Here is a 21,830-nt window from a genome sequence, read left to right on the forward strand (position 1 = left end):
CGGTCTACCCAGACCACCCCCGCGCCAGTGCTAGCTTTGCGTACCGTCACTTATTGCACTGAAAACGAGGAGACCCCGAAGACGGCCAGTTTGTTGTGACGTGGTGGGCATCCGACAAATCTCCAATGTTCCTGATCGAAGGCTATGGGCCTACAGCGGTGATTTTGAAAATCGAAGACAGATATTTCGATGACAACGGGGTGTTTTCGCCTGGCTGCAAAGTCTACCTGGGGGTCACTCAGAAGAGGCTTTCATATGAGTGTCAGAAGTACCTAGCAGGGAACATGGGGCGCGAAGTCCTGGAGGCCATGAAATCACTCATCAAAGAGGACATGGAAAAAAAGGCGGGAAAAGTGAGTTGAAGCCCATCGTCAATGTGATGAACAACTCCCGCGCAGCGTGATAAAGACCCCCGCAACCGCGATGAACAACTCCCGCTCAGTGTGATGAAGAACTCCTGTGAATTGTGAATATTCTGTTGATATCCTGTTTATAACGCCTGTATAAGTCAGGGTTATCCGTGATGAACAACTCCCGCAAACAAAAGCCATATAAATCAAAGAGTTAGCGTGCTACTGCTGAGTTATCCACGCTGAACAACTCCCGCAGATGTGATGAACAACTCCCGCGCCGATGCATGCCCATCTCATCGAAGTCGTTGTTCTCATTGAAAAAAGCGCGATTTCAAGGCGTGCACCCTGTATTCCTTTCCTGTATTTAATAAACCTATAGGAAAAGGCACCGCCTCTTGGGGCTACGCCCCGCCGGCTCCTACGCGCTACGCGCTTCGCCCGCGCCTGCGGCGCTCCCACCCGGCATCCCCAGGGCTACGCCCTCGGCCTACGGCCTCACCCATTTAATAGGCCCCCTGAGGGGGCCAAACAGAACCCCCCAGCGGTCCCCGCCGCGCCTATGGCGCTCCCAGGCGTGGGGCATGCTGCCCCCCGACCCCCTGGGGGCGTTGCCCCCCAGTGCGCCCTTCGGCGCACGGCACCCCCCAACCTGAAAACAAAAACCGGGGGGCGATTCAGGACGTAGGAAACCGCTACAAAGGCTCCAGGGGTACCAGGAAGGCGGCAAAACCGACAGCAGATGGGGCAGGGGACTGCAGCAGCTGTCCGCTTGTTAAACGCCTGTCTTTTCAGACATGTGCTCGCTACACTGCGGAATCAATTTGGAGTTGTCCATGCCCTACTGCTTGCAAATCATTTCTGATCCCGATTCGGCGGATTCGTACCGCTGGATGATTCTTGAACAGGAGCCGGATGAGGCGTTGATTTTCAAGCCTCATTCAGCGGCCGAGTGCGACTTTGATTCCTGGGCTGCTGCTCTCGATGCGGGCACATTGGCCCTGGCCCACGCCGAGGGCCAGCCCTATGAAAATGAAGCGGCCGATCCGGTAGGTGACTCAGATTGTGCGGGTTAAAGAAGCGCAGCCGTTAGCGCAGCCAAACGAGATAATTTCATATCGCATTCGTATTGCATAACGTATCGTATCGATACATAATACCGATACGTTAATACGAAAGGCGTAGCATGGCTCGGATTGGTGTGACGGCGGAACAGGTCTCAGCGGTAGCTGACGCACTGGTGGGCGAGGGTAAAACGGTGTCCATTCGATCCGTCCGTGAGCGTCTTGGTGACAAAGGCAGCCCGAACACGATTCAAAAGCACCTTGCAGCTTGGCGCGATGCCCGCCCTATGGCTTCGGCTACGGCACTGGAGCTGCCGCAGGGCCTGGCAACCGCAATTGCTGCTGAAATAGGCCGCGCTGCGGCCCAGGCAAGGGCCGAAATCGAATCCAGGCTCGTGGAGGTACAGGCAGAAGCCGCGGACCTGGCATTTGCAGGAGAAGCGCTGGAAGACGAACGGGACGCGCTGCAAGCGCAAATCGCGGCGTTGACTACTGAACGCGACACCCTTGCAGGGAAGGCTGCTCAGCAAGCGGCGGATCTGTCGGATCTGGTGGACCGTGTTGAACGTGAGCAGCAAGCGGCCGAGGCCGCGCGTGTCGAGCTGGCCAAGGCCAGCCTCAGGGCTGAAGGGTTGAATGAGCGGTACTCGTCGCAGACCAATGAGCTTGAGCAGCTGCGAACGGCAATCGACACTGAGCGGCGTGCGAGGATCGCCGCCGAGCAATCGGCCGCAGTCCTGGGAGCGCGGCTTGAAGCGTCGGCGGATTTGGCGTCGCGATCAGAGGCGCGCGCTGTGGCTGCTGAACGCCTAGCGGAGCAAGCAGCTCAGGAGCTGCGCAAGGTTCAGGCGGAGAGAGAGGATGCCCGCAATTCGGCTGCCGAGGCGAGAGAGCAGGGCGCTCGCCTCTCAGGCCAGGTCGAACTATTGCAAGCTGAAGCGAGGCGCAGAGAAGCCGTTGAATCTGCGCAACGTGAAGAACATGAGCGCTTGCGCGCGGAGTTGGAAAGCCTTCGCGTAGCTGCTGCTGGAGCCGCTGGTGCGGCCCGCTAACGTTCTAATTCCGGTGTTTTCTCAGCGGGTTGGCGTTCGGCATTTTGTGCGTTGGCACGCACTCTCTCAAGGATGATCGAGCGCTCTCGCGCATTGAAATCCCCTCTGTCCAATTGCGAATTGATCGCAGCCATCTTTTCTTCATGGCTGAGAACGCGATATTGGTCGGTGTCGCTTGCCGGGAAAATTTGGTGCTGCCGGGTGTTTTCTCTAAGCCCGTGCGCGACGTGGTGCACCACCTGAGCAAGTCCCCAGGCTTGCAACGGCTCGCTCTGGTCTACTACTGACTTCTGCCATGCATGATTAAACGCTGTCGCGTTGTACTTGCTGCCGCCGTTGGCGTGGACGGTTTCAGCCATGAGGCTGAAAATCTCTTCGGCTTGCTCACTCTTTCGCAGATTTGGGTAAGCGTCTTCGACCGCTTTCCAATACGAATCCCGCAATGCACCAGGGTGTTTTCGAGATTCAATAATCGCGTCGATCAGGGCTCGTTTTTCTGCGCCTGAGAAAGTATTGATGCCGGAATGTCCAATTCCTTCGTGGGCGAGGGTGGCCGCAAGTTCCGATTTGTCATCGTGGGCGGCAAGGGCCAGGGCAATTGTGCGGGTGCTTCTGGAGTAGGCGCCGAGTTTTCCTGTCCAGGCTTCGGCAGCTCGTTCGGCATTTTTTCCGTAGTGGTCATGGAAATCCTTGTGATTTTCAAGGAGTACAAATTTGACCTGAGAGAGTCCTTTGTACTCGTTTCTAAATTCCTCGATGGCATCCGAGGCTTGCTGCCGAGTGACCGGCATCTTAGTTTGGTGAGACGTTCACGCGGACACGGATGGTGTCCCCCGATGGTGGGCGGCTGCGGTTCTCAGTGAAGGTTCGGCCCGCGTACTCATAGGTAACTGTGTAGCTGGAGGGCCTGCGCTGGCTGTACCCGTTGGAGTATCCATCGCTTGTTTGATAGCACCGTTGTTGCGGCTGCTGGTTCCGACCTTCTACGTAGTGGCCTGCCATTGCTCCCGTTGCCGCTCCAACAGCGGCCCCGGCGATCCGCCCGTTTCCTTTGCCGACCTGGCTGCCGATCAGCCCGCCTGCGACGGCGCCGATGGCTGTGCCTGCTCCGTAATCATTTGATTGAGCTTGCTGCACGGGCTCGCATACCGTGCGACTTCCTCCGCTGGGCGTGCTGCCGGCGTAGCGCTCCTGAACATCAATCACACGGGCATAGTCTTCAAAACTCGCTGCGTTTGCGGAAAGTGTGGCTGCAGCTGTGAGGGTGAAAAGCAGGATGGATTTCATGTTCAGATTTATGAAAGTGGAATATGCAGTTTATCTTTGAGTAATTTATATGCCTAAGACATTTGGTTTTGTCTGTAAGCAACTGCAAAATTAATTCTCAACCATAAAGAGTTGATTGTTCACTTCCTGTCATATCCGGTTTTGGGATAGGGGAGCAGCTTCTGAGTCATTATTCCCCCTGCGGGTGAAAAACCGGATGCCCCCGCCCTTGCAGGGCTTTCCGCCGCTCGCCTAACTCGGCTCGATCCCTTTGGGATTGCCCTGCGGGCACGGCTACAGGCCACCTTGCCCGCTATTGGGGGAAGTGCTGCGCACATCCCCCTGCCGCTGAGGCTTCCCCCTTGAAAGACAGCCAAGACGGCCGCAAGCGCCCACCTTGGCCAGGGGCAGGCCATGGCGCCCCGCAGCCCGCGCGCCTTGCGTGTGGGTTGTCCGGTAGGGGCCGGTGCGGAGCACTGCCGTGCGCCTTCGCGCACGCCACCCCGCAAGCCCGGACAAGGGCATGGCCCTGACATACCTACATCACAAATTCGAGTGTTTTGAGCCCTGGGATTTCGCGGACGCGAAATTGAACAGCCCTGTTTATCAGGGCGCGAAGGGGTGCGGCTGGGCGCTGGCCGTGGGGTGTCGCGGGTGGAGGCGGTGGGGTGTTGCGGCTGCTGGGTTACGCCGCGAGGCGGCTACATGGGGTGTCCCCCATACCCCAAGACCGGGGCGCGGCGGGCGTTTTGTGTGATGAAGAACTCCCGGAATGTGCGGTTAGAGGTTTACAAACTAATACACAATGTCAACCTAAATAGGTTGACGCTTAAAATGGTTTGACTATAATAGAGTCCATGGTGAACAAAGAAGTCATCATAATCAAGTAAGTCAAGTCAACCATTTATCAAGGTATTAATCATGAAACTCGCAAGCCGTTTTTCCCGTAACTCCACCGTTTCCATTGCTAACCGCGCATTGACGAATGACGAAATTCGCGCCGTGGCTCCCTCGATCTTTGCCGATGCAGCCCACGAAAGCCGTTCGGCCCGCTATACCTATATTCCCACGATTGACGTTCTTGATGGGCTGCGCCGCGAAGGCTTTGCGCCTTTCATGGCTTGCCAGACGCGCGTGCGCAACGAGGGCAAGCGTGAACACACAAAGCACATGCTGCGTTTGCGCCATGCAAACCAAATCACCGGCAAGGAAGCCAACGAAATCATCCTGCTCAACTCTCATGACGGCACCAGCAGCTATCAAATGTTGGCCGGCATGTTCCGCTTCGTTTGCCACAATGGGATGGTCTGCGGTGAGGTTTCGAGTGATATTCGCGTCCGCCATAACGGTGATGTGGTTGGCGAGGTGATCGAAGGCGCTTTTAAGGTGCTGGATAGCTTTGAAGCCATTACCCATCAGCGGGAAGCCATGCAGGGAATCACCTTGAACCAGGGCGAGCAGGCGGCATTTGCCCATGCTGCACTCTCATTGAAGTATGACGAAGGGGAGGGCGCCGCGCCCGTCACTGAGGCCGACATTCTCATGCCGCGCCGTTTTGAAGATCGCCGGGATGACATGTGGACGACTTTCAACCGCGTTCAGGAAAATCTCTTGAAAGGCGGATTGCGTGGCCGAACCAAAGTAGGGCGCCCAACAACAACGCGCCAAGTCAACGGGATTGACCAGAGCGTTAAATTGAATCGTGCATTGTGGATTCTGGCTGAAGAAATGCGCAAGATTAAATCTTAACAAAATGCAATAGGGGCGCTGCCCCTATATCATTAAATGCGCCCTGGTGACACAATGAGGATATGTCATAGGGGCCATCATGTTAAAAGCACTCACAACCGTTTTGCGGGTAATTTTGTTTTATTTGCTGCTTTGGCTGCGGGTGCCTGTGGTTCTTGTGTTGCAGGCTTTTATCTCGCTCGCGTCAATTGCATTCGTTATTATGCTGGTGGTGCGCGGATGGGAGAATGCCTTTTCCCAATTCTGGCCAATGCTCCTAATTTCGTTTGGCGCATTTTTGGTGCGATGGCTTTACGATGGTGTTTTGATGGTCCTATCCCCTGAAGATTTGTTACTTGATATTTGAAGTTTGATGTGTTGACTTAACCCGCTATTCAGCAGGTTTTTTTTATTACAACTATCTTTATTATCGTTGCATGAGATTTACAAAATAAAACATTATGTCAATCAAAATAGGTTGACGTTAATATTGTGGCTTATATAATTCAATTATTGAACATGTTTTGAAGTTAATATTTAATTCAATCTGAAAGGCACACCATGAATAGCGAAAACCGTGTGAGCGATATTATTGAAGCCCGCCAAACTGTTTATGGTGGCCGTGCAGACATTCGGCGTGACCGCCTGCTGAGGCAATCCGCTTCCGTCAAAGCAGAGGCGGGGCGTGTGTTGGCCTCGGCAAAGTCCCGAGCCGATAGCATTCCGCTGGGACAACCGATTTTGGTGGGGCACCACTCGGAAGGACGGGACCGCAATTTCAGAGCAAAGATTCACTCTGACATGGGCAAGGCCTATGCCTTGGAGGACAAGGCCGGGAAGCTGCTGGATCAAGCGCGCGCGGTGGGCCGCGCCATAACGTCAGATGACCCGGAGGCGCTGACGAAGCTGCGGGCGAAGCTCAAGATTGCAAAGGACTCGCACGCGGTCATGGTTGCGGCCAATAAGGCCATTCGAGCGCACAGAGGGGATCAGGCAGCGGCTGTTGCAGCCATCGTCAAAACGACAGGCATGCTGGAAGAGAACGCCCGCGTATTGCTCCGGCCTGACTTTGGTGATGGGATGGGTTTTGCCTCTTACGCGCTCGCCAACAGCAAGGCTGAGATTTTCCGCATCGAACGCCGTATTAAAGAAATAGAGCATGCCATGCAGGGGGTAGACGTTGAGCGTGTATTGGCCTCTGGCGTGACATACCGTGAGGATGTGGCGCTCAATCGGGTCATGCTGATTTTTGGCTACAAGCCCGACAGCGCTGCGCGAGACATACTCAAGGGCAGAGGGTTCCGCTGGGCGCCTTCAAACGAGGCCTGGCAGCGCCAGTTGAATAACGCTGGCCGGTATGCTGCGCAGTGTGTTGTCGAGTCGCTGGGACTTGATGCCGTTGTTACTTCAAAGGATGCCCAATGAGCAGCCATCACGACTGGGCTGAGAAGATCCACACGGAACACGAGACGACAAAGTCATTCGCTCCTGAAAATGGCGATTCGCTGCGTTTTACCGTTGGGGATTGTGTCCTATACACGAATGAGGCCAAGATTGAATTTCGAAGAAGAATTACCGGCCTCTATCGGCCTTCGGGTCCTTGCAGCCAATATGCGCAAGGTGCGCGATACTTTATCGATTCATCCTCGCCCTGGATGCCGGTGAAGGAATCTGAACTCCGCATGGATTGCGAAACCTGAAAAATCAAAAAAAAACACACCCGTGAACGGGTGTGTTTTTGCTTAGTCACTGCGCAACAGAATGCTAGTTTCTGCTACCCCGAGGGGCGCGCCAGTGACCTCGAACAGGGAATGTATTGCCGTTCCTTGTTCGTGTGTGTGGGCATACTGGAACCGTTTTTTCAATATTTGAATTAATCATTCTTTTTTCCTTATATTTGTTGTTGATATGCGTTATCCGACGTGATTCTTTGTGGATGCACGTATTGATAAACCGTTTGATTGAAATTTGGGTGAAACCCAAGTCCGCACATTGCCGAGCGAGGACGAGCAAAAGCAACGCGCATCAGATGATGCGGTTGAATTTATAAGAGGATGTGTTGGCCCGGACTACATGTCAGCGCAAGGGCTGAGCGGGCAAGAGATGCAGACTATGACCGCCATTCAATCAATGTGGTCATATATGCTTATTATACCAGAATAATGCCGATTTTACAAGTTAAATCGGCTGAGTTGCTTCGTATAATTTTCTAAACTGGCTCTCGAATGAATTATTCTGAGAAACTAAAAAAGAAGGCTGTGAACGCCCGGTTTGTTACCGAGCAGGCCATGGTGCCCCGAAGCCCGCGCGCCTTGCGTGCGGGTTGTCCGGTAGGGGCCGGTGCGGAGCACTGCCGTGCGCCTTGCGCACGGCACCCCGAAGCCCGGACAAGGGTATGGCCTGCCGTGCTGAGGTTGCAAGGGTTAGAGCTTGCCTGCGATGAACAGCAAGAGGACCACAGCGGAGGCCCCCGCAATGCCCCCAACAGCTGATTCCGCAAACCGCTGCCAATAGGGCATAGGCTGGAAATGCTTCGCCGCCGCACGCAGCTTTTGCGTGAGCCTGTCGGCCTCGTCCATGGCGCTGGTGCGCCAAGCCTGCCGAGCGGCTTCCTGCATTGCGGCCGCAGCCTCAGCGCGTGTTTGTGTCACAACCTCATGTGCGTGGCGCTCGACCGATTCGCGCACGTGGGCCGTCGCGGCTTCACTGAATTGCGTCACGGCGCCTTTGAACTGGTCGGCAGCTTCTAAGAGCGCGGCTGCGCTGGCTTCGTGGCTGGTTTCTTGGCCCTGGATTGTCCTGGCCACGTTCTCAAGGCGCAGCACCAGATCATCGACTTCGCCCAGGAGCTGGGCGGCTACCGCTTCACGAACTGTGCTGGCCCGGCCGGTCATTTTGTGATCGCCTTGAATACTTGATCCATATTCTCATTTGCAGTCACGGAAAGACGCTTGAGCGCAACCATTTGGACGCAACGCTCCTTTTCGGATTCGTCGGTTGTTTCGCGCAGCTTTTGACGGTAATCGGTCGGGTCGTTTAGAAGATCGCCCAATGCCATGCCCAACGATTTCAGGCGTTCAAAAACTTCGTTGGTGCGAATGGTAGCTGCGTCAGATACTACACATGCTTTTTCGCCCGCTGCAAGCCCGTAGATGCTCGGGAATTCTTCTGATGGGCTTTCATCCACATCGAGTTTATTGAAAACAATGCGAATCTTTTTGGCTGGAATACCAAGCGTGCGAAGTGCCCGCACCGTGTTCACTGTATCAGCCTGAACCTTTTTTTCCTTCAGGACTGGCACGATAAACAAATCGATTTCTTCATGTGATCCGTCAAACTGTTGCATCATTTTCATGAAATCTTCGACGTTAGATGCTCCAACGTCAATGATTGCTTCGTCCAGCATCATGATCGCGTCGATCAGCGAGCCAAACTTTTTGCCGCGTAGTTTTTCAACCTCTACACCGGAGGCATCTGCCCCCGCGTTGATGGACTCAACTGAGTAAACACGAGCATTCGGCATTCGCGGTTTTAACAAGTGCGCGGCAATCGTTGTCTTGCCAACATTGCCGCTGAAATTCATTACAGCAATTTTCATTGCGAACCTTTCTTCTGTTGATCTTTATGGATTTTAGCCAAACTTTCGAGGTCTGGTGTGCTTTTAATAATAGCGTCAAGAATACCAGGATCTGAACGAGGTTGTTCAGTTGGGGTTTCTTTGGCGCTAACCGGTACAGAGACCGTAGACTGTACCGCTTGGTTAGATGGTATTTGATTCTGCTTTGAGCTAGTGACCTTGCGGCGTTTATTCCGTTCGCGGTATAAATATTCGTTGAATGCCGCAGGTGTAAAAATGATCCCGTGTTCATTCAAAATAGCAAGCACGCGTGAACGAGGCGCGCCGCTTAGAAGGGCTTTTTCGATGGAATCGAAGTGAGCACGGAATAGGGCGGCTTTTGACTTGATTGAGTAGTCTTCTGCTAAGGCAGCAAGTGCGGCACTGGGATCGGTGGGCGCGGGCTTATTCATGGGCCATCATGGCATTCAAGGAAGATTTGTTGATTAGACGTTGATCTAGCGATGCAATGTGTAATTTTGTGTTGTTATCGTGTTTTCGCCTCCGCGAAAAGTGTTTGATGTTTGTTGATTTGTCGGTGACTGCGCACCGATGTTTGTTGAGATTTAGCGGCTCGGGTGGGGAAGGGTGTAGAGGGTGAATTTAGTGAATGCAGGATACGCGCTAGCGCCGGTCGGGTTTTGTGCCACAATGACCGAATCGCTGTTTTCGGTCGTTGTGAACCCGATGCCTCCCCACCCTCCTACCATTACTGCAGAGCCACAACCCAAAGGGGAGGGCTCGTTTGATGCCCTATATCCTGTTTTGAAGTCCCGTGTCTCGCCTTTGGAGGCGGAACAGTTTCGAGCTATTGCCAAAAAACACGGGGAGAAGCCTGGCACCCACTTAAGAAAGCTCATTCAGGCTTATCTCATGTGTGAGAGTCCGGCGGCTCTGCCAGCGGCTCTGCCAGATGCGGAGCAGATAAAGCCTTACTGGGCGACTCCTGTCAAGCTGGCCCAATCTACGAGAGCTGCTGCGGCCGTTGTTCCTGCCCAGGTAGGTTCGAAAAGATTGGAGTTTCGGATACCTGAATTCCTCAAAGCTGAGGTGATGAAACGAGCTGAGATTGAAGGGATGAATTCCGCGCAATGGATATCATCATTGGTTCAGTCATCGCTCATGACAATACCCGTTATGACCGATAAAGAAGTCGAGGTAGTAGGCTGGGCGAATCGCGAGTTGGCTGCTGTGGGCCGCAACCTCAACCAGATTGCGCGCAGTATGAATAGGGCTGAGCTTGTCGGAGAGAATTTCAAGAAGGACGAGATATTGACTCTTGAGGGAATCCGAGAAGTTGATTCAAAGATCAAAAAATTAAGGGCAATGCTCTTGCGATTGGTGGCTGCTCGACATAGAGCATGGGGTGTAGAAAATGACCCAGCTAGTTGAGCCCTTAGTTCAGGAGACCGGCGATCCTGGCAAGGTCAAGTCCAAGAAAAATAGCGCCAAGGATTTGAAGGCTGGCGCTGTTCGAAAGCACAAGAAGAGGGCGGCTGGAATTGCTGCTGGATCTGCCGAGGTGATGGTTAAGATTTCCAGTTACGGAAAAGGGGGAGGGCATGTCAAAGCCCACCTGATGTATATAAGTCGGCATTCCAATGCAGATGCAGAGAAGATTGCCCTTGAGAATGACAAAGGGCAATTATTCGATACGGTGGATGACGTAAAGGAATTATACGAGCATTGGTCAGCTGAGATTGATGCAAATAAGCGAGCTGGAAAGGATAATCAAAGGGATACCATGCACATGGTTCTCTCCATGCCCGGCAAGGCTGATCCGCTCGCTATACGTCGTGCTGTGAGAGATTTTGCGGCGGATAATTTTGGTGCAAATCATGAGTATGTATTTGCCCTTCATACCGACACCGATAATGACCACTGTCACTTGGTCGTTAAATGCCGCGGATTTGATGGCAAGCAACTGCGAACCACTCCGGAAAAACTCCAGCAATGGCGTGAATCGTTTGCAGAGCGTCTGCGCGAGAGGGGAATTGACGCGGAGGCCACCCCACGGCAAGTCCGAGGCGTTGTGCGCCGAGCTGATAAGCAAGTGTTCAGGCATATGGACCCTCAGCGGTCGCACGTGCTGCAGGCACGTGCTCAAGAGGCTAGGGAAGCGCTCCAGGCCGAAGCAGAGGGGCGACAGATCGAGGCAAGCCCTTGGGACAGTGATGTGAAGACCTGGCAGGGCAAAACGAAGGCTGAATGGTTGCGGCTTGTGAATGATCTGCGCACGCAGCCCACCGCCTTAAAAACGAAGGATGGAAAGGAACTTAGCAATGACCCAATCGACTACAGCAGGATCAACCGAGACGCCGCCAGAGCTGGACAACTCAAGGCCGCCGCAGTCGCCGGATACCCACGCGCTTTCAACCGTGGGCGATCTGGTTCACGCTCTGCCAATACACGTGAGTCCGGTAATTCAAAGCTTGGCACCAGAGGCGCGCCCATCGCCGTCCCCGGCCTGCGAGACGTGCCCCGTGGCCATGTGGTACGCGACCAAGGAGGAGCTGCGGTGTTTTTGCGCGCGAACTCACGGCGTCGTTTGGACACTGGAGGACCCGCCGATCATGAAGTGCGACGGGCGGGAGCTGGCGTTGCTTCAGCTGCAGGCCGACAACGCTTGAGCAAGGCGGAAAGCAATCGCATCCTGGCAGAGCAAATTGAGGCGTTTGTAGCCAGCATGCCTGAGCCGGTGACTGCCAGAGAAGTTGCGAAACGAAAGCTGCGCGCGGATCATCAAGCGGGGCAGCATGTTCAACCCATCACTCCCGGTCGTCAGGTGGAAGGTGATATTCACAAGGGTAAAGACAATGGCCGTAGTCGGTAGGGGGGTGCGGGCATTTTGGCTGGCGGTACTGCTTGCATTTACCGGGTTAGCTCACGCCGATTTTTCCGGGCAGGTTGTGGCAATTCTCGATGGTGACACCATCGACGTTCTTGTAGACCAGAGGCCAGTGCGCGTGCGCTTAGCGCAGATCGATGCGCCGGAGAAGCGGCAGGCCTTTGGCACGCGATCCAGGGAGGCGCTTGCTGCGCTTGTGTTTCGGAAAACGGTGCTTGTGGGCGAGGAGGGGAGGGATCGCTATGGCCGCGTTATCGGCACGATCCACTTAGGTAATTTGAACGTGAACGAGAAGATGGTGCGTGAGGGCATGGCGTGGGTCTATCGCAAGTACTCAAAGGACAAGATGCTGTACGAGCTGGAGGATCAAGCCAAAGTGCACAGGCTTGGCCTATGGGTTGATCCCTCGCCTGAGGCACCTTGGGCCTACAGGCGACGCCCACAAAAATGAGGCTAAAACCTCAATCCGTAAGATGCCCGGTCATGACAAAGCAAATACCAGCGACACTGATCGCCGTCGTCTCCGACCTCGTGTCGGCCGAAGAAACACACGCCAGTTTAGATAGCCTGTTTATGTATGCAGAAGCCTCAGGCGATCCACCTGAAGGCAGCAAGCATGTGAAGGCGCAGGCGTGGTTGCGAAACACCAATAAAGTCCACACGGAACCTTTGTCCGTACTTGCCAAGATCATTGCTCCGTACCTTGAAGACCCAGTAATGGCGGCTGACTATGAGCCGCCTCAATGGACCACGGAAGATGAGCGCACCACTAAGAAGCGCTCCAACGTCAGACGCATCGAAGAGTTGCTTGCGCGCAATGGACTTTCATACCGCATGGGCGGCTTCATTACCCAGGGAGGGATGGCGCCTAGCAAGACGCTAATCGAGCTAATTCGTGGCAGAGACTTTCCGTCCATTCATCGAGAGTTTGACCGGGCGCTTGAATCCGTTCAAGCAAAGCCGCGTGAAGCCGTGTCAGCCGCCGCGAACATCCTTGAAGCCATATTCAAGACTTACATCGAGGACAACGGGCTGACGATGCCCGATAAGCAGGACCTGCAGCCAGTTTTTAAGGTGGTTCGTGCACACTTGGGGCTGGACCCAAGCAGTATCGAAGACAACGATCTACAACGAATCATCACGGGCCTTTTCTCCGTGGTCGATGGAATTGGTGCGCTGCGTACTCATGCGAGCAGCGCACACAGTGAAGGACGAAAGAGTTACAGACTAGAGCCGCGCCATGCTCGGCTTGCCGTCAATGGAGCACACACTGTGGCGACATTCGTCATGGAGACATGGGACAAAAAGGCTGGTTCTTAAACGGTGAAGGGGCCCGTTTAGTGCCGTGAAAAATTATGCAGCCCGAGCACTAAATACGAGCCATCCGCTGCGCATTTCGCCCCCGCGAAACCCGCTGAATCAAGCGGCTAGACGGTGCTCGTAGAAAGCCGGTTCTTTGTCATCCAGCAGAGCATCCAACTCATCCAATGATCGACCTGCAGGTGTTAGCCAGCGGGCCACGTTTTCGGGGCGCAGCTGCACGATGCAGCGGTCATGCCCAGCTGCGGCAACCTCTGGTGGTGGATCGTCTGTCACTGCCGCGAAGGACCACAGATCCGGCTCATCGGGATTCGGGGACGTCCAATGCGAGTAGAGGCAGGCCACATACATGTCTTGCGCAGGCCTCGGCTCAAATCTCAACACGGTGTTTTCCGGGCTCTCGCCTGGCAGTAGCTCTCGTCCTTCCGCCGCATGCCTGGCTACATTCTCAAAGAAGGTCGTGACGATCATCAGACCGTGTGTTTGCCCGAATTGGCCGCGCCAGAAGCCGCGCAGGTTGTCCCTTCGCGCGTTGTAGGTGCCAGGATATTTGGTGTCATAGAACGCTGGTTTGCCGGCCGGCCGACATTGATAGCGCATCGGTCGAATGACCGGCTCTCCATCCTCCATTACGAGCACTGGCGCCCACCAGCCGGGAAAAATCCTCGCGTCGGACTCATTAAGCTCAGGGCGCTTCATTCGGCTGAGGCGTTGAAGCGCTTGCTCGATCTTGGCCGTGGAGATCCGTTGGTCTTCTTGGGCCTTCTTGGTGACTTTGGTTTGCAAGGTGCGCTCTGCATCGGCCAGCCGCTTGCGCTGCTTGAACAGGTCTTGCTCAAGTGACACCACCTGGGCTGCATCAAATTCAGCAATCAACTCACGGACGGCCTGCTCATCCTGGCCTTTTGCATGCGTGAATTGAGCGTCCATCACCCGAGGCGTGCGCGGCACTGGCTTTACGGCTTTCTTGCGCCAGTACAGCTCAAAAAACTCCTTGATCGCCATTCGGGAGCTTGGAAAGAGGCGCTGAAAAGCCGCATGGTCTGCGCGCACGGCAGCGGAATAGCACATGGCAGTCCTTCCCTTGAAAACTTGATGACAGTCTAGGGGGTGTGTTGGCCCTTACCTGGGCGCGGGATTACACTGTATGTATGAACAGTATAGGTCTACGTGCACAGGAGCCGGTGCCGCTGGCAGGGGCGACCCTCATATTGCCGCTGGCGGAAACAAGCGTGCATGCGGGGTTTCCGTCGCCTGCAGAGGACTATCTGGTCAAGAGGATCGACCTGAATGCCATCCTCATCACCCACCCGCAGGCAACTTTCGTTTTTCGCGTTGCTGGCGACTCCATGCGAGAGCACGGCATCTTCGACGGGGACATGCTGCTGATCGACCGCGCTATCAAGCCCTGCCATGGGCACATCGTGGTCGCGGTGGTGGACGGTGAGTACGCCGTGAAGCAACTCTACCTACGCAGCGGCAGACTCAAGCTCAAAGCAGGCAATCCCACTTATCCCGATATCGTTCCTGCCGAAGGGCAGACGGTTGAGGTGTGGGGGGTGGCAACCTGTTCCATCAAGCAATTCCAGAGATGAATCATGTTGGCTTTGCTCGACGGAAACAACTTCTACGTGAGTTGCGAAAGGGTGTTCAGGCCGAGTTTGCAGGGCAGGCCCGTTGTCGTGCTGAGCAACAACGATGGCTGTGCCATAAGCCGCAGCGACGAGGCGAGGGCGCTAGCGATCAAGATGGGGCAACCCTTCCATGAGTTTCGGCAGTTGGAGGATCGGGCGGGACTTGTCAGCCTGAGTGCGAATTTCACCTTGTATGGCGATATGAGCGACCGGATGATGACGTTGGCCGCAGGCCTCGGACCGGGCCAGGAGATTTACAGCATCGATGAGTGTTTTATTGACGTGCAAGGTGTGCGCGATCAGGTGGCTCGCGCCAGAGCGATACGGGCGCGTATTCACCGTTGGATAGGGATTCCAACGTGCATCGGGATTGCTCCCACGAAGACCCTGGCCAAGCTGGCAAATCACATCGCAAAGAGCGCAGAACGAAAGCCCGGTAGCTATCCCGCCCAGCATGCGCAGGTGTGCCATTTGGGGTTGCTTTCGGCGCCGGAGGTGGACAGGCTGCTCGATGCAACGCCTGTTGGCGACGTTTGGGGGGTCGGTCCGAACATCGGTGCTCAGCTGCGTGATGTCGGCGTGGACACAGCGCTTGCGCTTGCGAAGCTCGATCCGTCATCGGTACGCCGCCGCTGGTCTGTTGTGCTTGAACGGACTGTGCGAGAGCTGCAAGGCATGCCCTGCATCGAGCTGGAGGATGCGCCATCCCCAAAACAAGAAATTGCAGTCACGCGGTCGTTTGGCCGTCCAGTGCAAGAGCTGCAGCAGCTGATGGAGGCTGTGAGTGAGTTCTCGGCCCGCGCGGCCGAAAAGCTGAGGCGACAAGGTAGTCTGACCGGCTGCGTTCGGGTGTTCGCGCACACATCGCCTTTCCGGCCGGGGCCGCGCTGGGCGAAATCGCTGGTTGTGCCGCTGCGCCGCCCGACTGCCGATACGGGCCGCATCACGGAGGCTGCGATGTTGGGTTTGGAATTGATCTTCGAGCCTGGCTACGACCTGGCGAAAGCGGGGGTCATGCTGCTGGATTTGTGTGATGGCAGCATTCTTCAAGGCGAGCTGGAGCTGGAAGACGAGCCGGGCCGTGATCGCGGCCAGCTCATGGTCGCCATTGACCGGATCAATGCACGCTGGGGGAAATCCACTGTTCGGCAGGGCAGCACGGGGACGGTTGCGGCAAAGCGCGCGTGGATGATGCGGCAAGAGCGAAGGACGCCGCACTACACGACAAGTCTTTCTGATGTGCCGGTTGCACGTGCTTAGGTTTTCCGGTCCCAATTTGAGCGCACTTCATGTGTTACTTTGTGTGGCTATGGCAAAAAAACCTAAAGACAGTAGCCCGCGCTTTGGAATTGGCGAATGGTTTGGCTTCAACGTGACGCAGCTTTCCGGTGACGAACGCCGCCAGCTCGCCGGGGAAGTGTTGAAGCCAAAAAAAGAGCGATTACCGCAACCGTGCCCTTTCCAGGCTCGTAAGGTCGATGCTATTTGTTCCAAAGAAGGCGGTGTTTGTTCATTACGCCTGTATTCCTACGACGCCCACCCAGACACTGGTCGGGCGGTGGGTGTTCCAGTAGCGGGAAAACAAGGCGAGCTTCGCGCCACCTGTCCGTATCGATTCCATGATGATCTTGATGTGTTTAAGTGGGTAGGAGAAACCATCCTTGGCGATCCGAACCCCTTGCTTGTTGGTGAAGTAGGTTTCCTTGAAGCGGGAGCTTCAACCGACAGTGAAGGTGGTGATGACGTAGGCCGAATCGACATGGTTCTTGTGAGTTCGAAAACGCCTAATGATGCGCCCATGAATTGGGCTGCACTCGAAATTCAAGCGGTGTATTTCAGCGGCAATGCCATGAAGGGCGAGTTTGAAGCGTTCAATGATCCGGGTGTGGATTGGGTGATTTTTCCAGCTGGTCGTCGTCGGCCGGACTATCGTAGTAGTGGGCCAAAGCGACTGATGCCCCAGCTACAAATCAAGGTCCCGACGCTTCGCCGTTGGGGCAAGAAGATGGCAGTGGTCGTTGATCGGGCCTTCTTCGATTCCATCGGGGAGATGGACAACGTGGCCGACATATCCAATGCTGACATTGCATGGTTCGTCGTCCGCTTTGAAGAGGTCGAAGGCCAGAAGCGCACGCGCATCGTGCGGGATGAAGTCCGCTACACCACGCTTGAGCGCTCGGTGGAAGGGCTAACGGGTGGCAAGCCGGTTCCTTTGCCGGTGTTTGAGACGCGCATCACTGACAAGATCGTGCATCCGGTGCCCATCACTGAGCCGGTCGAAGACGGTCTGCCGATTGAGAACGGAAACGGCTCCGACGCCGCAAACTGACCACAAGTTGTTGTTTTGCAGAACCGTGAACATTCACGGTCCTTGACGCGCCTATGAGCCCTTGTTAGGCTCCGTGAATGTTCACGGAAAAAATAACAATGACGACCGACGCCACCGCGCTACAACGGCAGAACCGCCGCATAGAACGCCTGAAAGAGCAAGGCGTCACCCGCGCCACGGTACTGGTTCATAGCGAATGCAAACCAGCCCTTGAAGGGCTGAGGCATCACCTCGTTGACCCCGACAAAGCGCAGGCGCTGACCTCACTCGTCCAACAGCTTCACGACAAGAAAGCCCCGACGAACGTTGCGCAGGTTCGCCAGCTCAGCCCGTTCCGCTATCCGGGCGGAAAGACTTGGCTTGTCCCAGAGGTGCGCAAGTGGCTTACGGTCTCCAAGATCACGCCCTCGGTGTTTGTGGAACCCTTCGCGGGTGGAGCAATGGCGGGCCTGTCGGCCGCCGCTGAAGGCTTGGCCGAACACGTTTTTTTGGGGGAGCTGGACGACGATGTGGCTGCTGTCTGGCAAACCATCTTCCACGGCAAGCCCGCTGACGTTAAATGGCTTTGTAAGCAGATCATCGACTTCGATGTGAACCTTGAGAACGTCCGGGCGATCCTTGACGTTAACCCAAAGACCGTTCGCGGACGGGCCTTCCGTACCATCGTCAAGAACCGGATGCAGCGCGGCGGCATTATGGCCGCTGGCGCCGGCCTCGTTAAGGCCGGAGAGGCCGGACGCGGACTCAAATCCCGCTGGTATCCCGAAACTTTGGTCCGGCGCATTGAAGCCTTGCAGGCCATGCGCGAGCGGATCACCTTCGAGCAGGCCGATGCTTTCGAGGTGGTGCAGCGCTACGCCGATGATGCCAATGCGTTCTTCTTCGTTGATCCGCCCTACACCGCAGGCGGAAAGAAAGCCGGTTCACGGCTCTACACCCACAACGAAATCGACCATGAAGGGCTGTTCGCGCTTATGGCTTCGGTTCGTGGTTCGGTGATGCTTACATATGACGATGCGCCAGAAGTACGTGCAATGGCGGATCGGCATGGGTTCCGGGTTGAACCGGTGCCCATGAAAAACACCCACCACGAAGTCATCCGTGAACTTCTTATCTTGAAGCCCTGATAGAAGAAAAAAGGAAAGCGCAGCGCGCCGGACCCGACGGAGACTTAGAGTACAGACTACAGGTCCTTTATACGATCTATCTTATGTCAAATGACTTCGGTATAACGATATCAGTATAAAGAAAACTGGACGATTGTCTAGCGCTCCCGGTCTTGGCTGCGGCTTGATTGAGTGGCTGGCCCTACGTGAGCAGCTGCGTTTTGATCTTGCCCCTGGCCGCGCTCAATGGATCGCGCCATGTTCTCGCGCAACCTCTCCATGACGGTCGCTTGCTCTGCCGCAGATAGGTGTTGGACTTCGACTTGGGCTTTCAGCGCATCGAGCTGGGCATAGCTGGCTTGCAATTCCGGGTGCTGCTTGACGGCATCTTGTCGTGATAGCTCTCTGAACGCTGCGCTTCGGGCCTCGCGTTCAAGGCGTTGAACAACTTCCTCAGGGGGAATTTTTCCCTTGTCATAGGCGTAGGTGATCCGCGCATAGGTGCCGGTATCAAAGTCGCGCTTTGGGCCTAATGCCTTGTCGTGAATGATGAATCCAGCCTCGCCGGCTTCCTGCAGCGTGTGGAGTGAGGTTTGGTCCACGATCCTGCCGCTGTAGCCGCGCCCATGCTGGGCTGCAGCCTCTGAAATCGTGATGCTTGGTGCCGAGCCCTTGGCCACGGCTTCAAGCTTGTCTAAAGAGGCCTGGCGCGCCCGATACGGCGCCGCAAACTGCGACTCCACCCACTGGGGCGCATTGGGCTCAATCACCACGTCCGGGCCATTCTTGGTGACGACACGAATGGGGGTTGTGCCTGAGTTGTCAAAAATCAGGGCCTTATCGGAGTGCTCTACGGCCGCAGGAAGCAGCTGCATCGCGCTGTGGTAGCGCTTGCGCACTGTGTCGGGTTCGACAGCATGCCCGCCCATGGCTACGCGGTTGCTGACACGGGCCACGTTCTTCTCGGCATCGTCCGTTGTGACGAATACCAGCGCAACCTGAAAGCCGCGTTCTCGCGCCTGCGTGAGCAGCGCAACCTTTTCCGGCGTGGACATGACCGACTCGAAGGCAAACGAGTGGCCGGACTGCAGGGCTATGAGACGCCGAGACTCCGCCAATTCTGCGGCTTTGATGTTGCGTGTTTGGTAGTCTGGAATCTGAGATTCCATGCTTTTGGCGATGTCATCAGCGTTGATGTACTCGCCGGAAAAACCCAACGCAGGGTTCTTCAAAACCTGAGCATTGATGGAGGATTTGCCAGAGCCGTTTGGCCCAGCAAAAACGAACATCACTGGCGCAGAATTTTCCTTCTGCCCATCATCGGACCGGCTCATCAAGCCCGCTTTTTTTTTGGCTCGGTGTCGGTGGATTTTGCCGGTGCTGCAGCACTGGGCGTGAGAGGTGCGCCAAGCGGTGTTGGCACTGCCGGGCTACTGGCATAGCCCTCAACAGGTAGGCCTGCCGCGCGGGTGCGTGCAACTGCCTCAGCAATGCCCTTGCGAGCATCGTCCACCAGCCCATTGCCGAAAAAATAGCTGTCGAACTGTGTTGCTGTAGCCATGGCACGACCCTTTCAGGAGGGATTTTACGCCTGGGAGTTGATTTCAAAGAGGGAACGGTCCTTGCCTGCAATCCAAGCAGGGGGTTTGCCGCGTCCCGACCATGTGACGCCCGTCGCAGGATCGCGGTACTTCGGTGCGACTTTTGCGCGCTCGCGACGCACAGCAGTTCGAGCACCACTGGGCATGATCTCTTGCGCCGTGATGCCGTACTGATCCATGAGGTCACGGATCTGCTGGATAGCCGAATCCAGTTCTTCTTTGCGCGCTTGCTCGATCTTCTGATCCAGCTCGGTGCGCTGCTTCAACAGCTCGCTATAGGTTGAATTCATTGTGGGAAGGATTCATGGGTTGCGCCTGTGCGTGCAAATGTCCAAGTGGCGGGAGCAAGGACAAACCGCATAGTATGTACGCTTTCTATCGCAACGAAATCCCTCTCAAGGTTTGGCAGACTGTAGTAATCACCTATTTTTTCGGCCTTGATGGGTTCGCCCGTTGGCGTGGTGAACCGGTAATCGACCCCTGCCCTGCCCTCAAACAAAGTGCGCTGGGCATACACCCATGCCTTGGCAGTCCCAACATGCCCTGATGCAATGTAGTGCGGGCTGGTGGCTACGCCATTTGTGAATTCCTGGGTTGCACAGCCGCCGAGAGTCAGGGCGGATAAAACGATTAGAAGTGCGGTTTTCATTGCATTTGCCTTTGCTCAGCGTCCGAATTCTTTTTCACGATGGCGGTGGGCTGCCGCTTCTTTTTCGAGGTCGCGATCCTGGCTCCGTTCATTGACCTGGACCTGTGGAACGTGGCCTCGCTCGATGGAGTTGTGTGCGTTCTTATTGATGCGAGCCATCACAACTTTTGCCTCTTCACCCGACAGCTGTTCTTTTTCCACATGGCGCCGCGCCGCTTCCACCCCTGCATAGGCTCCAGCCAGGTCGGGGTATTTCTGCATCGCCGTTTCCGGCCGCTCGTTCTTGAAGGCCTCGGCCTTGTCCTGCTCGCGTGTCCTTTGTCCTTCAACGCTGTTAGAGGTTTCGCGGCCGCGAAATTCGGACTTGCTCTGAATGGCGGCAAGCCTTGCTTTGTCAGCATCGGTGGGTGAGTAGCCGCGCACATGCATACCCCGTGCTGCAGCTTCCATCCAAACCTCCCGTTTGAATGTTTCGCTGCCGGTAACACGTATCTCGTCCCAGCCGCGTGCTTGTGCGATACGCACCATGGAATCGGCGACCGCAGCACTGTTTGTTTGAGTCTCCAGCTTGGACCCACGATCACGGAAGGCAACGGCTTCTGGATTGCGCTGGAAGTGGTATTGATCCCCTACCTTGAGGTACTTCGCCGCAACGTCCTGGGGAACGATGGGCGGGCGATCATCCTCAGCCGGGCTGAAAACCTCATCCGATTGAACTTCGTTCTCACCTCCATCGGCCCCCTGCCCTGCGCTTTTTTCTGGCTTGCGTTGGTCTTTGGCGATTGCGTTCAGCGCCTCTTGACGGTGCTCGGCCAGTTCCTTTGCAGCGGCCTCAGTGTCTGCCTCGCGCCTTGAAGCAACGGATGCGAGCGCTTCGGGATCGAGGATCGCGCCCTTCCGCTCTTCCTTGGCCATCATCCGGCGATTGTTTTCATCGGGTGATAGCCCGTATTCATTCACCAAAGTTTCTCCTTTCAGAGAGCCGCTTTGTTCACTGCGGGCCAGAATGAAGGCGGCGTTCTTGTTACCTACGGCATCTGCCAACCCCTCAGAGTCCAGCTCTCGAAGCTGCGTGACGGGTTTTTCATCGAGCATGAAATTGACGTTGAAACGTCGATTTCCATCAACATTTACATGCTCGAATTGAATGGCTGTGGCAGGCTTGTCGTTGATTTGCATGATGCCGTAAGCAGGGGATCGAGGATAATTTTCATTATCCGATTTGCGCGGCTTCTCAGCATTGCTAATAACTTGCTCTTGAGACATG

The 21,830-nt window shown here is 55.5% G+C and carries 25 protein-coding genes; 15 read left to right on the forward strand and 10 right to left on the reverse strand.

Annotation, left to right across the window (positions count from 1 at the left end; genetic code table 11):
* Positions 1 to 125 precede the first annotated feature (125 nt).
* The 3 genes from AC1Q64_RS23675 (at position 126) to AC1Q64_RS23685 (ending at position 2,466) form a co-directional block, all read left to right on the forward strand.
* Positions 126 to 362, forward strand: coding sequence for a hypothetical protein (locus AC1Q64_RS23675; protein WP_492252981.1), 237 nt, complete (start codon positions 126 to 128; stop codon positions 360 to 362).
* An 824-nt stretch (positions 363 to 1,186) separates the two neighbouring features.
* On the forward strand, positions 1,187 to 1,426 hold the full coding sequence (locus AC1Q64_RS23680; RefSeq protein ID WP_146191402.1) for a hypothetical protein: 240 nt from the start codon (positions 1,187 to 1,189) through the stop codon (positions 1,424 to 1,426).
* Between the two features lie 110 nt (positions 1,427 to 1,536).
* Entirely contained in the window at positions 1,537 to 2,466 is a 930-nt protein-coding gene (locus AC1Q64_RS23685; protein ID WP_108499555.1) for a DNA-binding protein, read from the forward strand.
* Here the strand turns inward: AC1Q64_RS23685 and AC1Q64_RS23690 are convergent.
* Complete coding sequence (locus AC1Q64_RS23690; protein ID WP_492252982.1) at positions 2,463 to 3,257, reverse strand: hypothetical protein; 795 nt, start codon at positions 3,255 to 3,257, stop codon at positions 2,463 to 2,465. The two genes, AC1Q64_RS23685 and AC1Q64_RS23690, sit on opposite strands and share 4 nt — an antisense overlap.
* Before the next feature lies 1 nt (position 3,258).
* Complete coding sequence (locus AC1Q64_RS23695; RefSeq protein ID WP_492252983.1) at positions 3,259 to 3,753, reverse strand: glycine zipper 2TM domain-containing protein; 495 nt, start codon at positions 3,751 to 3,753, stop codon at positions 3,259 to 3,261.
* Positions 3,754 to 4,653: 900 nt separating this feature from the next.
* Between AC1Q64_RS23695 and AC1Q64_RS23700 the strand changes: the two genes are divergently transcribed.
* The 4 genes from AC1Q64_RS23700 (at position 4,654) to AC1Q64_RS23715 (ending at position 7,160) form a co-directional block, all read left to right on the forward strand.
* Complete coding sequence (locus AC1Q64_RS23700) at positions 4,654 to 5,481, forward strand: DUF932 domain-containing protein (protein ID WP_108499151.1); 828 nt, start codon at positions 4,654 to 4,656, stop codon at positions 5,479 to 5,481.
* Positions 5,482 to 5,560: 79 nt separating this feature from the next.
* The gene (locus tag AC1Q64_RS23705; RefSeq protein ID WP_108499152.1) at positions 5,561 to 5,827 is read left to right on the forward strand and encodes a hypothetical protein; all 267 of its coding nucleotides are present in this window, start codon (positions 5,561 to 5,563) and stop codon (positions 5,825 to 5,827) included.
* Between the two features lie 194 nt (positions 5,828 to 6,021).
* On the forward strand, positions 6,022 to 6,885 hold the full coding sequence (locus AC1Q64_RS23710) for a DUF3560 domain-containing protein (RefSeq protein ID WP_108499153.1): 864 nt from the start codon (positions 6,022 to 6,024) through the stop codon (positions 6,883 to 6,885).
* Complete coding sequence (locus tag AC1Q64_RS23715) at positions 6,882 to 7,160, forward strand: hypothetical protein (RefSeq protein WP_492252984.1); 279 nt, start codon at positions 6,882 to 6,884, stop codon at positions 7,158 to 7,160. The genes AC1Q64_RS23710 and AC1Q64_RS23715 overlap by 4 nt, the downstream gene beginning before the upstream one ends.
* A 723-nt stretch (positions 7,161 to 7,883) precedes the next feature.
* On the opposite strand, the gene AC1Q64_RS23720 is transcribed toward AC1Q64_RS23715, so the two are convergent.
* From AC1Q64_RS23720 to AC1Q64_RS23730, 3 genes are read right to left on the reverse strand one after another with little or no spacing between them, the layout of a single operon-like run.
* Positions 7,884 to 8,354: a hypothetical protein gene (locus AC1Q64_RS23720; protein WP_108499105.1), complete on the reverse strand. Its 471-nt coding sequence runs from the start codon at positions 8,352 to 8,354 to the stop codon at positions 7,884 to 7,886.
* Entirely contained in the window at positions 8,351 to 9,058 is a 708-nt protein-coding gene (gene stbB / locus AC1Q64_RS23725) for a StbB family protein (protein WP_492252985.1), read from the reverse strand. The genes AC1Q64_RS23720 and stbB overlap by 4 nt, the downstream gene beginning before the upstream one ends.
* Entirely contained in the window at positions 9,055 to 9,489 is a 435-nt protein-coding gene (locus AC1Q64_RS23730) for a hypothetical protein (protein ID WP_146191359.1), read from the reverse strand. The genes stbB and AC1Q64_RS23730 overlap by 4 nt, the downstream gene beginning before the upstream one ends.
* 238 nt (positions 9,490 to 9,727) lie before the next feature.
* On the opposite strand from AC1Q64_RS23730, the gene AC1Q64_RS23735 reads away from it, so the two are divergent.
* Genes AC1Q64_RS23735 through AC1Q64_RS23750 form a run of 4 tightly spaced genes read left to right on the forward strand, consistent with a single transcriptional unit; the run spans position 9,728 to position 13,244 of the window.
* The gene (locus tag AC1Q64_RS23735; protein ID WP_492252986.1) at positions 9,728 to 10,468 is read left to right on the forward strand and encodes a MobC domain-containing protein; all 741 of its coding nucleotides are present in this window, start codon (positions 9,728 to 9,730) and stop codon (positions 10,466 to 10,468) included.
* Positions 10,452 to 11,909 carry a relaxase/mobilization nuclease domain-containing protein gene (locus tag AC1Q64_RS23740; RefSeq protein ID WP_492252987.1) on the forward strand — a complete coding sequence of 486 codons (1,458 nt, stop codon included), beginning with the start codon at positions 10,452 to 10,454 and terminating at the stop codon, positions 11,907 to 11,909. The genes AC1Q64_RS23735 and AC1Q64_RS23740 overlap by 17 nt, the downstream gene beginning before the upstream one ends.
* Positions 11,893 to 12,375, forward strand: coding sequence for a thermonuclease family protein (locus AC1Q64_RS23745; protein WP_108498553.1), 483 nt, complete (start codon positions 11,893 to 11,895; stop codon positions 12,373 to 12,375). The genes AC1Q64_RS23740 and AC1Q64_RS23745 overlap by 17 nt, the downstream gene beginning before the upstream one ends.
* Positions 12,376 to 12,407: 32 nt before the next feature.
* On the forward strand, positions 12,408 to 13,244 hold the full coding sequence (locus AC1Q64_RS23750; protein ID WP_492252988.1) for an abortive infection family protein: 837 nt from the start codon (positions 12,408 to 12,410) through the stop codon (positions 13,242 to 13,244).
* Positions 13,245 to 13,343: 99 nt separating this feature from the next.
* Here the strand turns inward: AC1Q64_RS23750 and AC1Q64_RS23755 are convergent, their stop codons facing one another.
* Entirely contained in the window at positions 13,344 to 14,315 is a 972-nt protein-coding gene (locus AC1Q64_RS23755) for an SOS response-associated peptidase family protein (RefSeq protein WP_492252989.1), read from the reverse strand.
* A gap of 80 nt (positions 14,316 to 14,395) precedes the next feature.
* Between AC1Q64_RS23755 and AC1Q64_RS23760 the strand changes: the two genes are divergently transcribed.
* The 4 genes from AC1Q64_RS23760 to AC1Q64_RS23775 all read left to right on the forward strand — a co-directional run bounded on the left by AC1Q64_RS23760 (position 14,396) and on the right by AC1Q64_RS23775 (position 18,334).
* Positions 14,396 to 14,839: a LexA family protein gene (locus AC1Q64_RS23760; protein ID WP_108498556.1), complete on the forward strand. Its 444-nt coding sequence runs from the start codon at positions 14,396 to 14,398 to the stop codon at positions 14,837 to 14,839.
* 3 nt (positions 14,840 to 14,842) lie between these two features.
* The gene (locus AC1Q64_RS23765; protein WP_108498528.1) at positions 14,843 to 16,138 is read left to right on the forward strand and encodes a Y-family DNA polymerase; all 1,296 of its coding nucleotides are present in this window, start codon (positions 14,843 to 14,845) and stop codon (positions 16,136 to 16,138) included.
* A 49-nt stretch (positions 16,139 to 16,187) separates the two neighbouring features.
* Entirely contained in the window at positions 16,188 to 17,207 is a 1,020-nt protein-coding gene (locus tag AC1Q64_RS23770; protein ID WP_158276457.1) for a NotI family restriction endonuclease, read from the forward strand.
* A 98-nt stretch (positions 17,208 to 17,305) separates the two neighbouring features.
* Entirely contained in the window at positions 17,306 to 18,334 is a 1,029-nt protein-coding gene (locus AC1Q64_RS23775; RefSeq protein WP_108498557.1) for a DNA adenine methylase, read from the forward strand.
* Positions 18,335 to 18,471: 137 nt separating this feature from the next.
* On the opposite strand, the gene AC1Q64_RS23780 is transcribed toward AC1Q64_RS23775, so the two are convergent.
* The 4 genes from AC1Q64_RS23780 to AC1Q64_RS23795 all read right to left on the reverse strand — a co-directional run bounded on the left by AC1Q64_RS23780 (position 18,472) and on the right by AC1Q64_RS23795 (position 21,829).
* Complete coding sequence (locus AC1Q64_RS23780) at positions 18,472 to 19,647, reverse strand: ATPase (protein ID WP_108498530.1); 1,176 nt, start codon at positions 19,645 to 19,647, stop codon at positions 18,472 to 18,474.
* Positions 19,648 to 19,898: 251 nt separating this feature from the next.
* Positions 19,899 to 20,204 carry an H-NS histone family protein gene (locus AC1Q64_RS23785; protein ID WP_108498531.1) on the reverse strand — a complete coding sequence of 102 codons (306 nt, stop codon included), beginning with the start codon at positions 20,202 to 20,204 and terminating at the stop codon, positions 19,899 to 19,901.
* Positions 20,201 to 20,563, reverse strand: a complete 363-nt coding sequence (locus tag AC1Q64_RS23790; RefSeq protein ID WP_146191327.1) for a hypothetical protein — start codon at positions 20,561 to 20,563, stop codon at positions 20,201 to 20,203. Before AC1Q64_RS23790 ends, AC1Q64_RS23785 begins: the two co-directional genes overlap by 4 nt.
* Positions 20,564 to 20,578: 15 nt before the next feature.
* Positions 20,579 to 21,829, reverse strand: a complete 1,251-nt coding sequence (locus AC1Q64_RS23795) for an LPD7 domain-containing protein (protein WP_492252990.1) — start codon at positions 21,827 to 21,829, stop codon at positions 20,579 to 20,581.
* Position 21,830 lies beyond the last annotated feature (1 nt).

The organism is Acidovorax sp. GW835-FHT14G06 (assembly GCF_058793595.1).

Excerpts from the sequence above, each read along its gene's own strand:
- AC1Q64_RS23675 (WP_492252981.1), top strand. The coding sequence starts at position 126 with ATGTTCCTGATCGAAGGCTATGGGCCTACAGCGGTGATTTTGAAAATC.
- AC1Q64_RS23680 (WP_146191402.1), top strand. The coding sequence starts at position 1,187 with ATGCCCTACTGCTTGCAAATCATTTCTGATCCCGATTCGGCGGATTCG.
- AC1Q64_RS23685 (WP_108499555.1), top strand. The coding sequence starts at position 1,537 with ATGGCTCGGATTGGTGTGACGGCGGAACAGGTCTCAGCGGTAGCTGAC.
- AC1Q64_RS23690 (WP_492252982.1), bottom strand. The coding sequence starts at position 3,257 with ATGCCGGTCACTCGGCAGCAAGCCTCGGATGCCATCGAGGAATTTAGA.
- AC1Q64_RS23695 (WP_492252983.1), bottom strand. The coding sequence starts at position 3,753 with ATGAAATCCATCCTGCTTTTCACCCTCACAGCTGCAGCCACACTTTCC.
- AC1Q64_RS23700 (WP_108499151.1), top strand. The coding sequence starts at position 4,654 with ATGAAACTCGCAAGCCGTTTTTCCCGTAACTCCACCGTTTCCATTGCT.
- AC1Q64_RS23705 (WP_108499152.1), top strand. The coding sequence starts at position 5,561 with ATGTTAAAAGCACTCACAACCGTTTTGCGGGTAATTTTGTTTTATTTG.
- AC1Q64_RS23710 (WP_108499153.1), top strand. The coding sequence starts at position 6,022 with ATGAATAGCGAAAACCGTGTGAGCGATATTATTGAAGCCCGCCAAACT.
- AC1Q64_RS23715 (WP_492252984.1), top strand. The coding sequence starts at position 6,882 with ATGAGCAGCCATCACGACTGGGCTGAGAAGATCCACACGGAACACGAG.
- AC1Q64_RS23720 (WP_108499105.1), bottom strand. The coding sequence starts at position 8,354 with ATGACCGGCCGGGCCAGCACAGTTCGTGAAGCGGTAGCCGCCCAGCTC.
- stbB (WP_492252985.1), bottom strand. The coding sequence starts at position 9,058 with ATGAAAATTGCTGTAATGAATTTCAGCGGCAATGTTGGCAAGACAACG.
- AC1Q64_RS23730 (WP_146191359.1), bottom strand. The coding sequence starts at position 9,489 with ATGAATAAGCCCGCGCCCACCGATCCCAGTGCCGCACTTGCTGCCTTA.
- AC1Q64_RS23735 (WP_492252986.1), top strand. The coding sequence starts at position 9,728 with ATGACCGAATCGCTGTTTTCGGTCGTTGTGAACCCGATGCCTCCCCAC.
- AC1Q64_RS23740 (WP_492252987.1), top strand. The coding sequence starts at position 10,452 with ATGACCCAGCTAGTTGAGCCCTTAGTTCAGGAGACCGGCGATCCTGGC.
- AC1Q64_RS23745 (WP_108498553.1), top strand. The coding sequence starts at position 11,893 with ATGGCCGTAGTCGGTAGGGGGGTGCGGGCATTTTGGCTGGCGGTACTG.
- AC1Q64_RS23750 (WP_492252988.1), top strand. The coding sequence starts at position 12,408 with ATGACAAAGCAAATACCAGCGACACTGATCGCCGTCGTCTCCGACCTC.
- AC1Q64_RS23755 (WP_492252989.1), bottom strand. The coding sequence starts at position 14,315 with ATGTGCTATTCCGCTGCCGTGCGCGCAGACCATGCGGCTTTTCAGCGC.
- AC1Q64_RS23760 (WP_108498556.1), top strand. The coding sequence starts at position 14,396 with ATGAACAGTATAGGTCTACGTGCACAGGAGCCGGTGCCGCTGGCAGGG.
- AC1Q64_RS23765 (WP_108498528.1), top strand. The coding sequence starts at position 14,843 with ATGTTGGCTTTGCTCGACGGAAACAACTTCTACGTGAGTTGCGAAAGG.
- AC1Q64_RS23770 (WP_158276457.1), top strand. The coding sequence starts at position 16,188 with ATGGCAAAAAAACCTAAAGACAGTAGCCCGCGCTTTGGAATTGGCGAA.
- AC1Q64_RS23775 (WP_108498557.1), top strand. The coding sequence starts at position 17,306 with ATGACGACCGACGCCACCGCGCTACAACGGCAGAACCGCCGCATAGAA.
- AC1Q64_RS23780 (WP_108498530.1), bottom strand. The coding sequence starts at position 19,647 with ATGAGCCGGTCCGATGATGGGCAGAAGGAAAATTCTGCGCCAGTGATG.
- AC1Q64_RS23785 (WP_108498531.1), bottom strand. The coding sequence starts at position 20,204 with ATGAATTCAACCTATAGCGAGCTGTTGAAGCAGCGCACCGAGCTGGAT.
- AC1Q64_RS23790 (WP_146191327.1), bottom strand. The coding sequence starts at position 20,563 with ATGAAAACCGCACTTCTAATCGTTTTATCCGCCCTGACTCTCGGCGGC.
- AC1Q64_RS23795 (WP_492252990.1), bottom strand. The coding sequence starts at position 21,829 with ATGTCTCAAGAGCAAGTTATTAGCAATGCTGAGAAGCCGCGCAAATCG.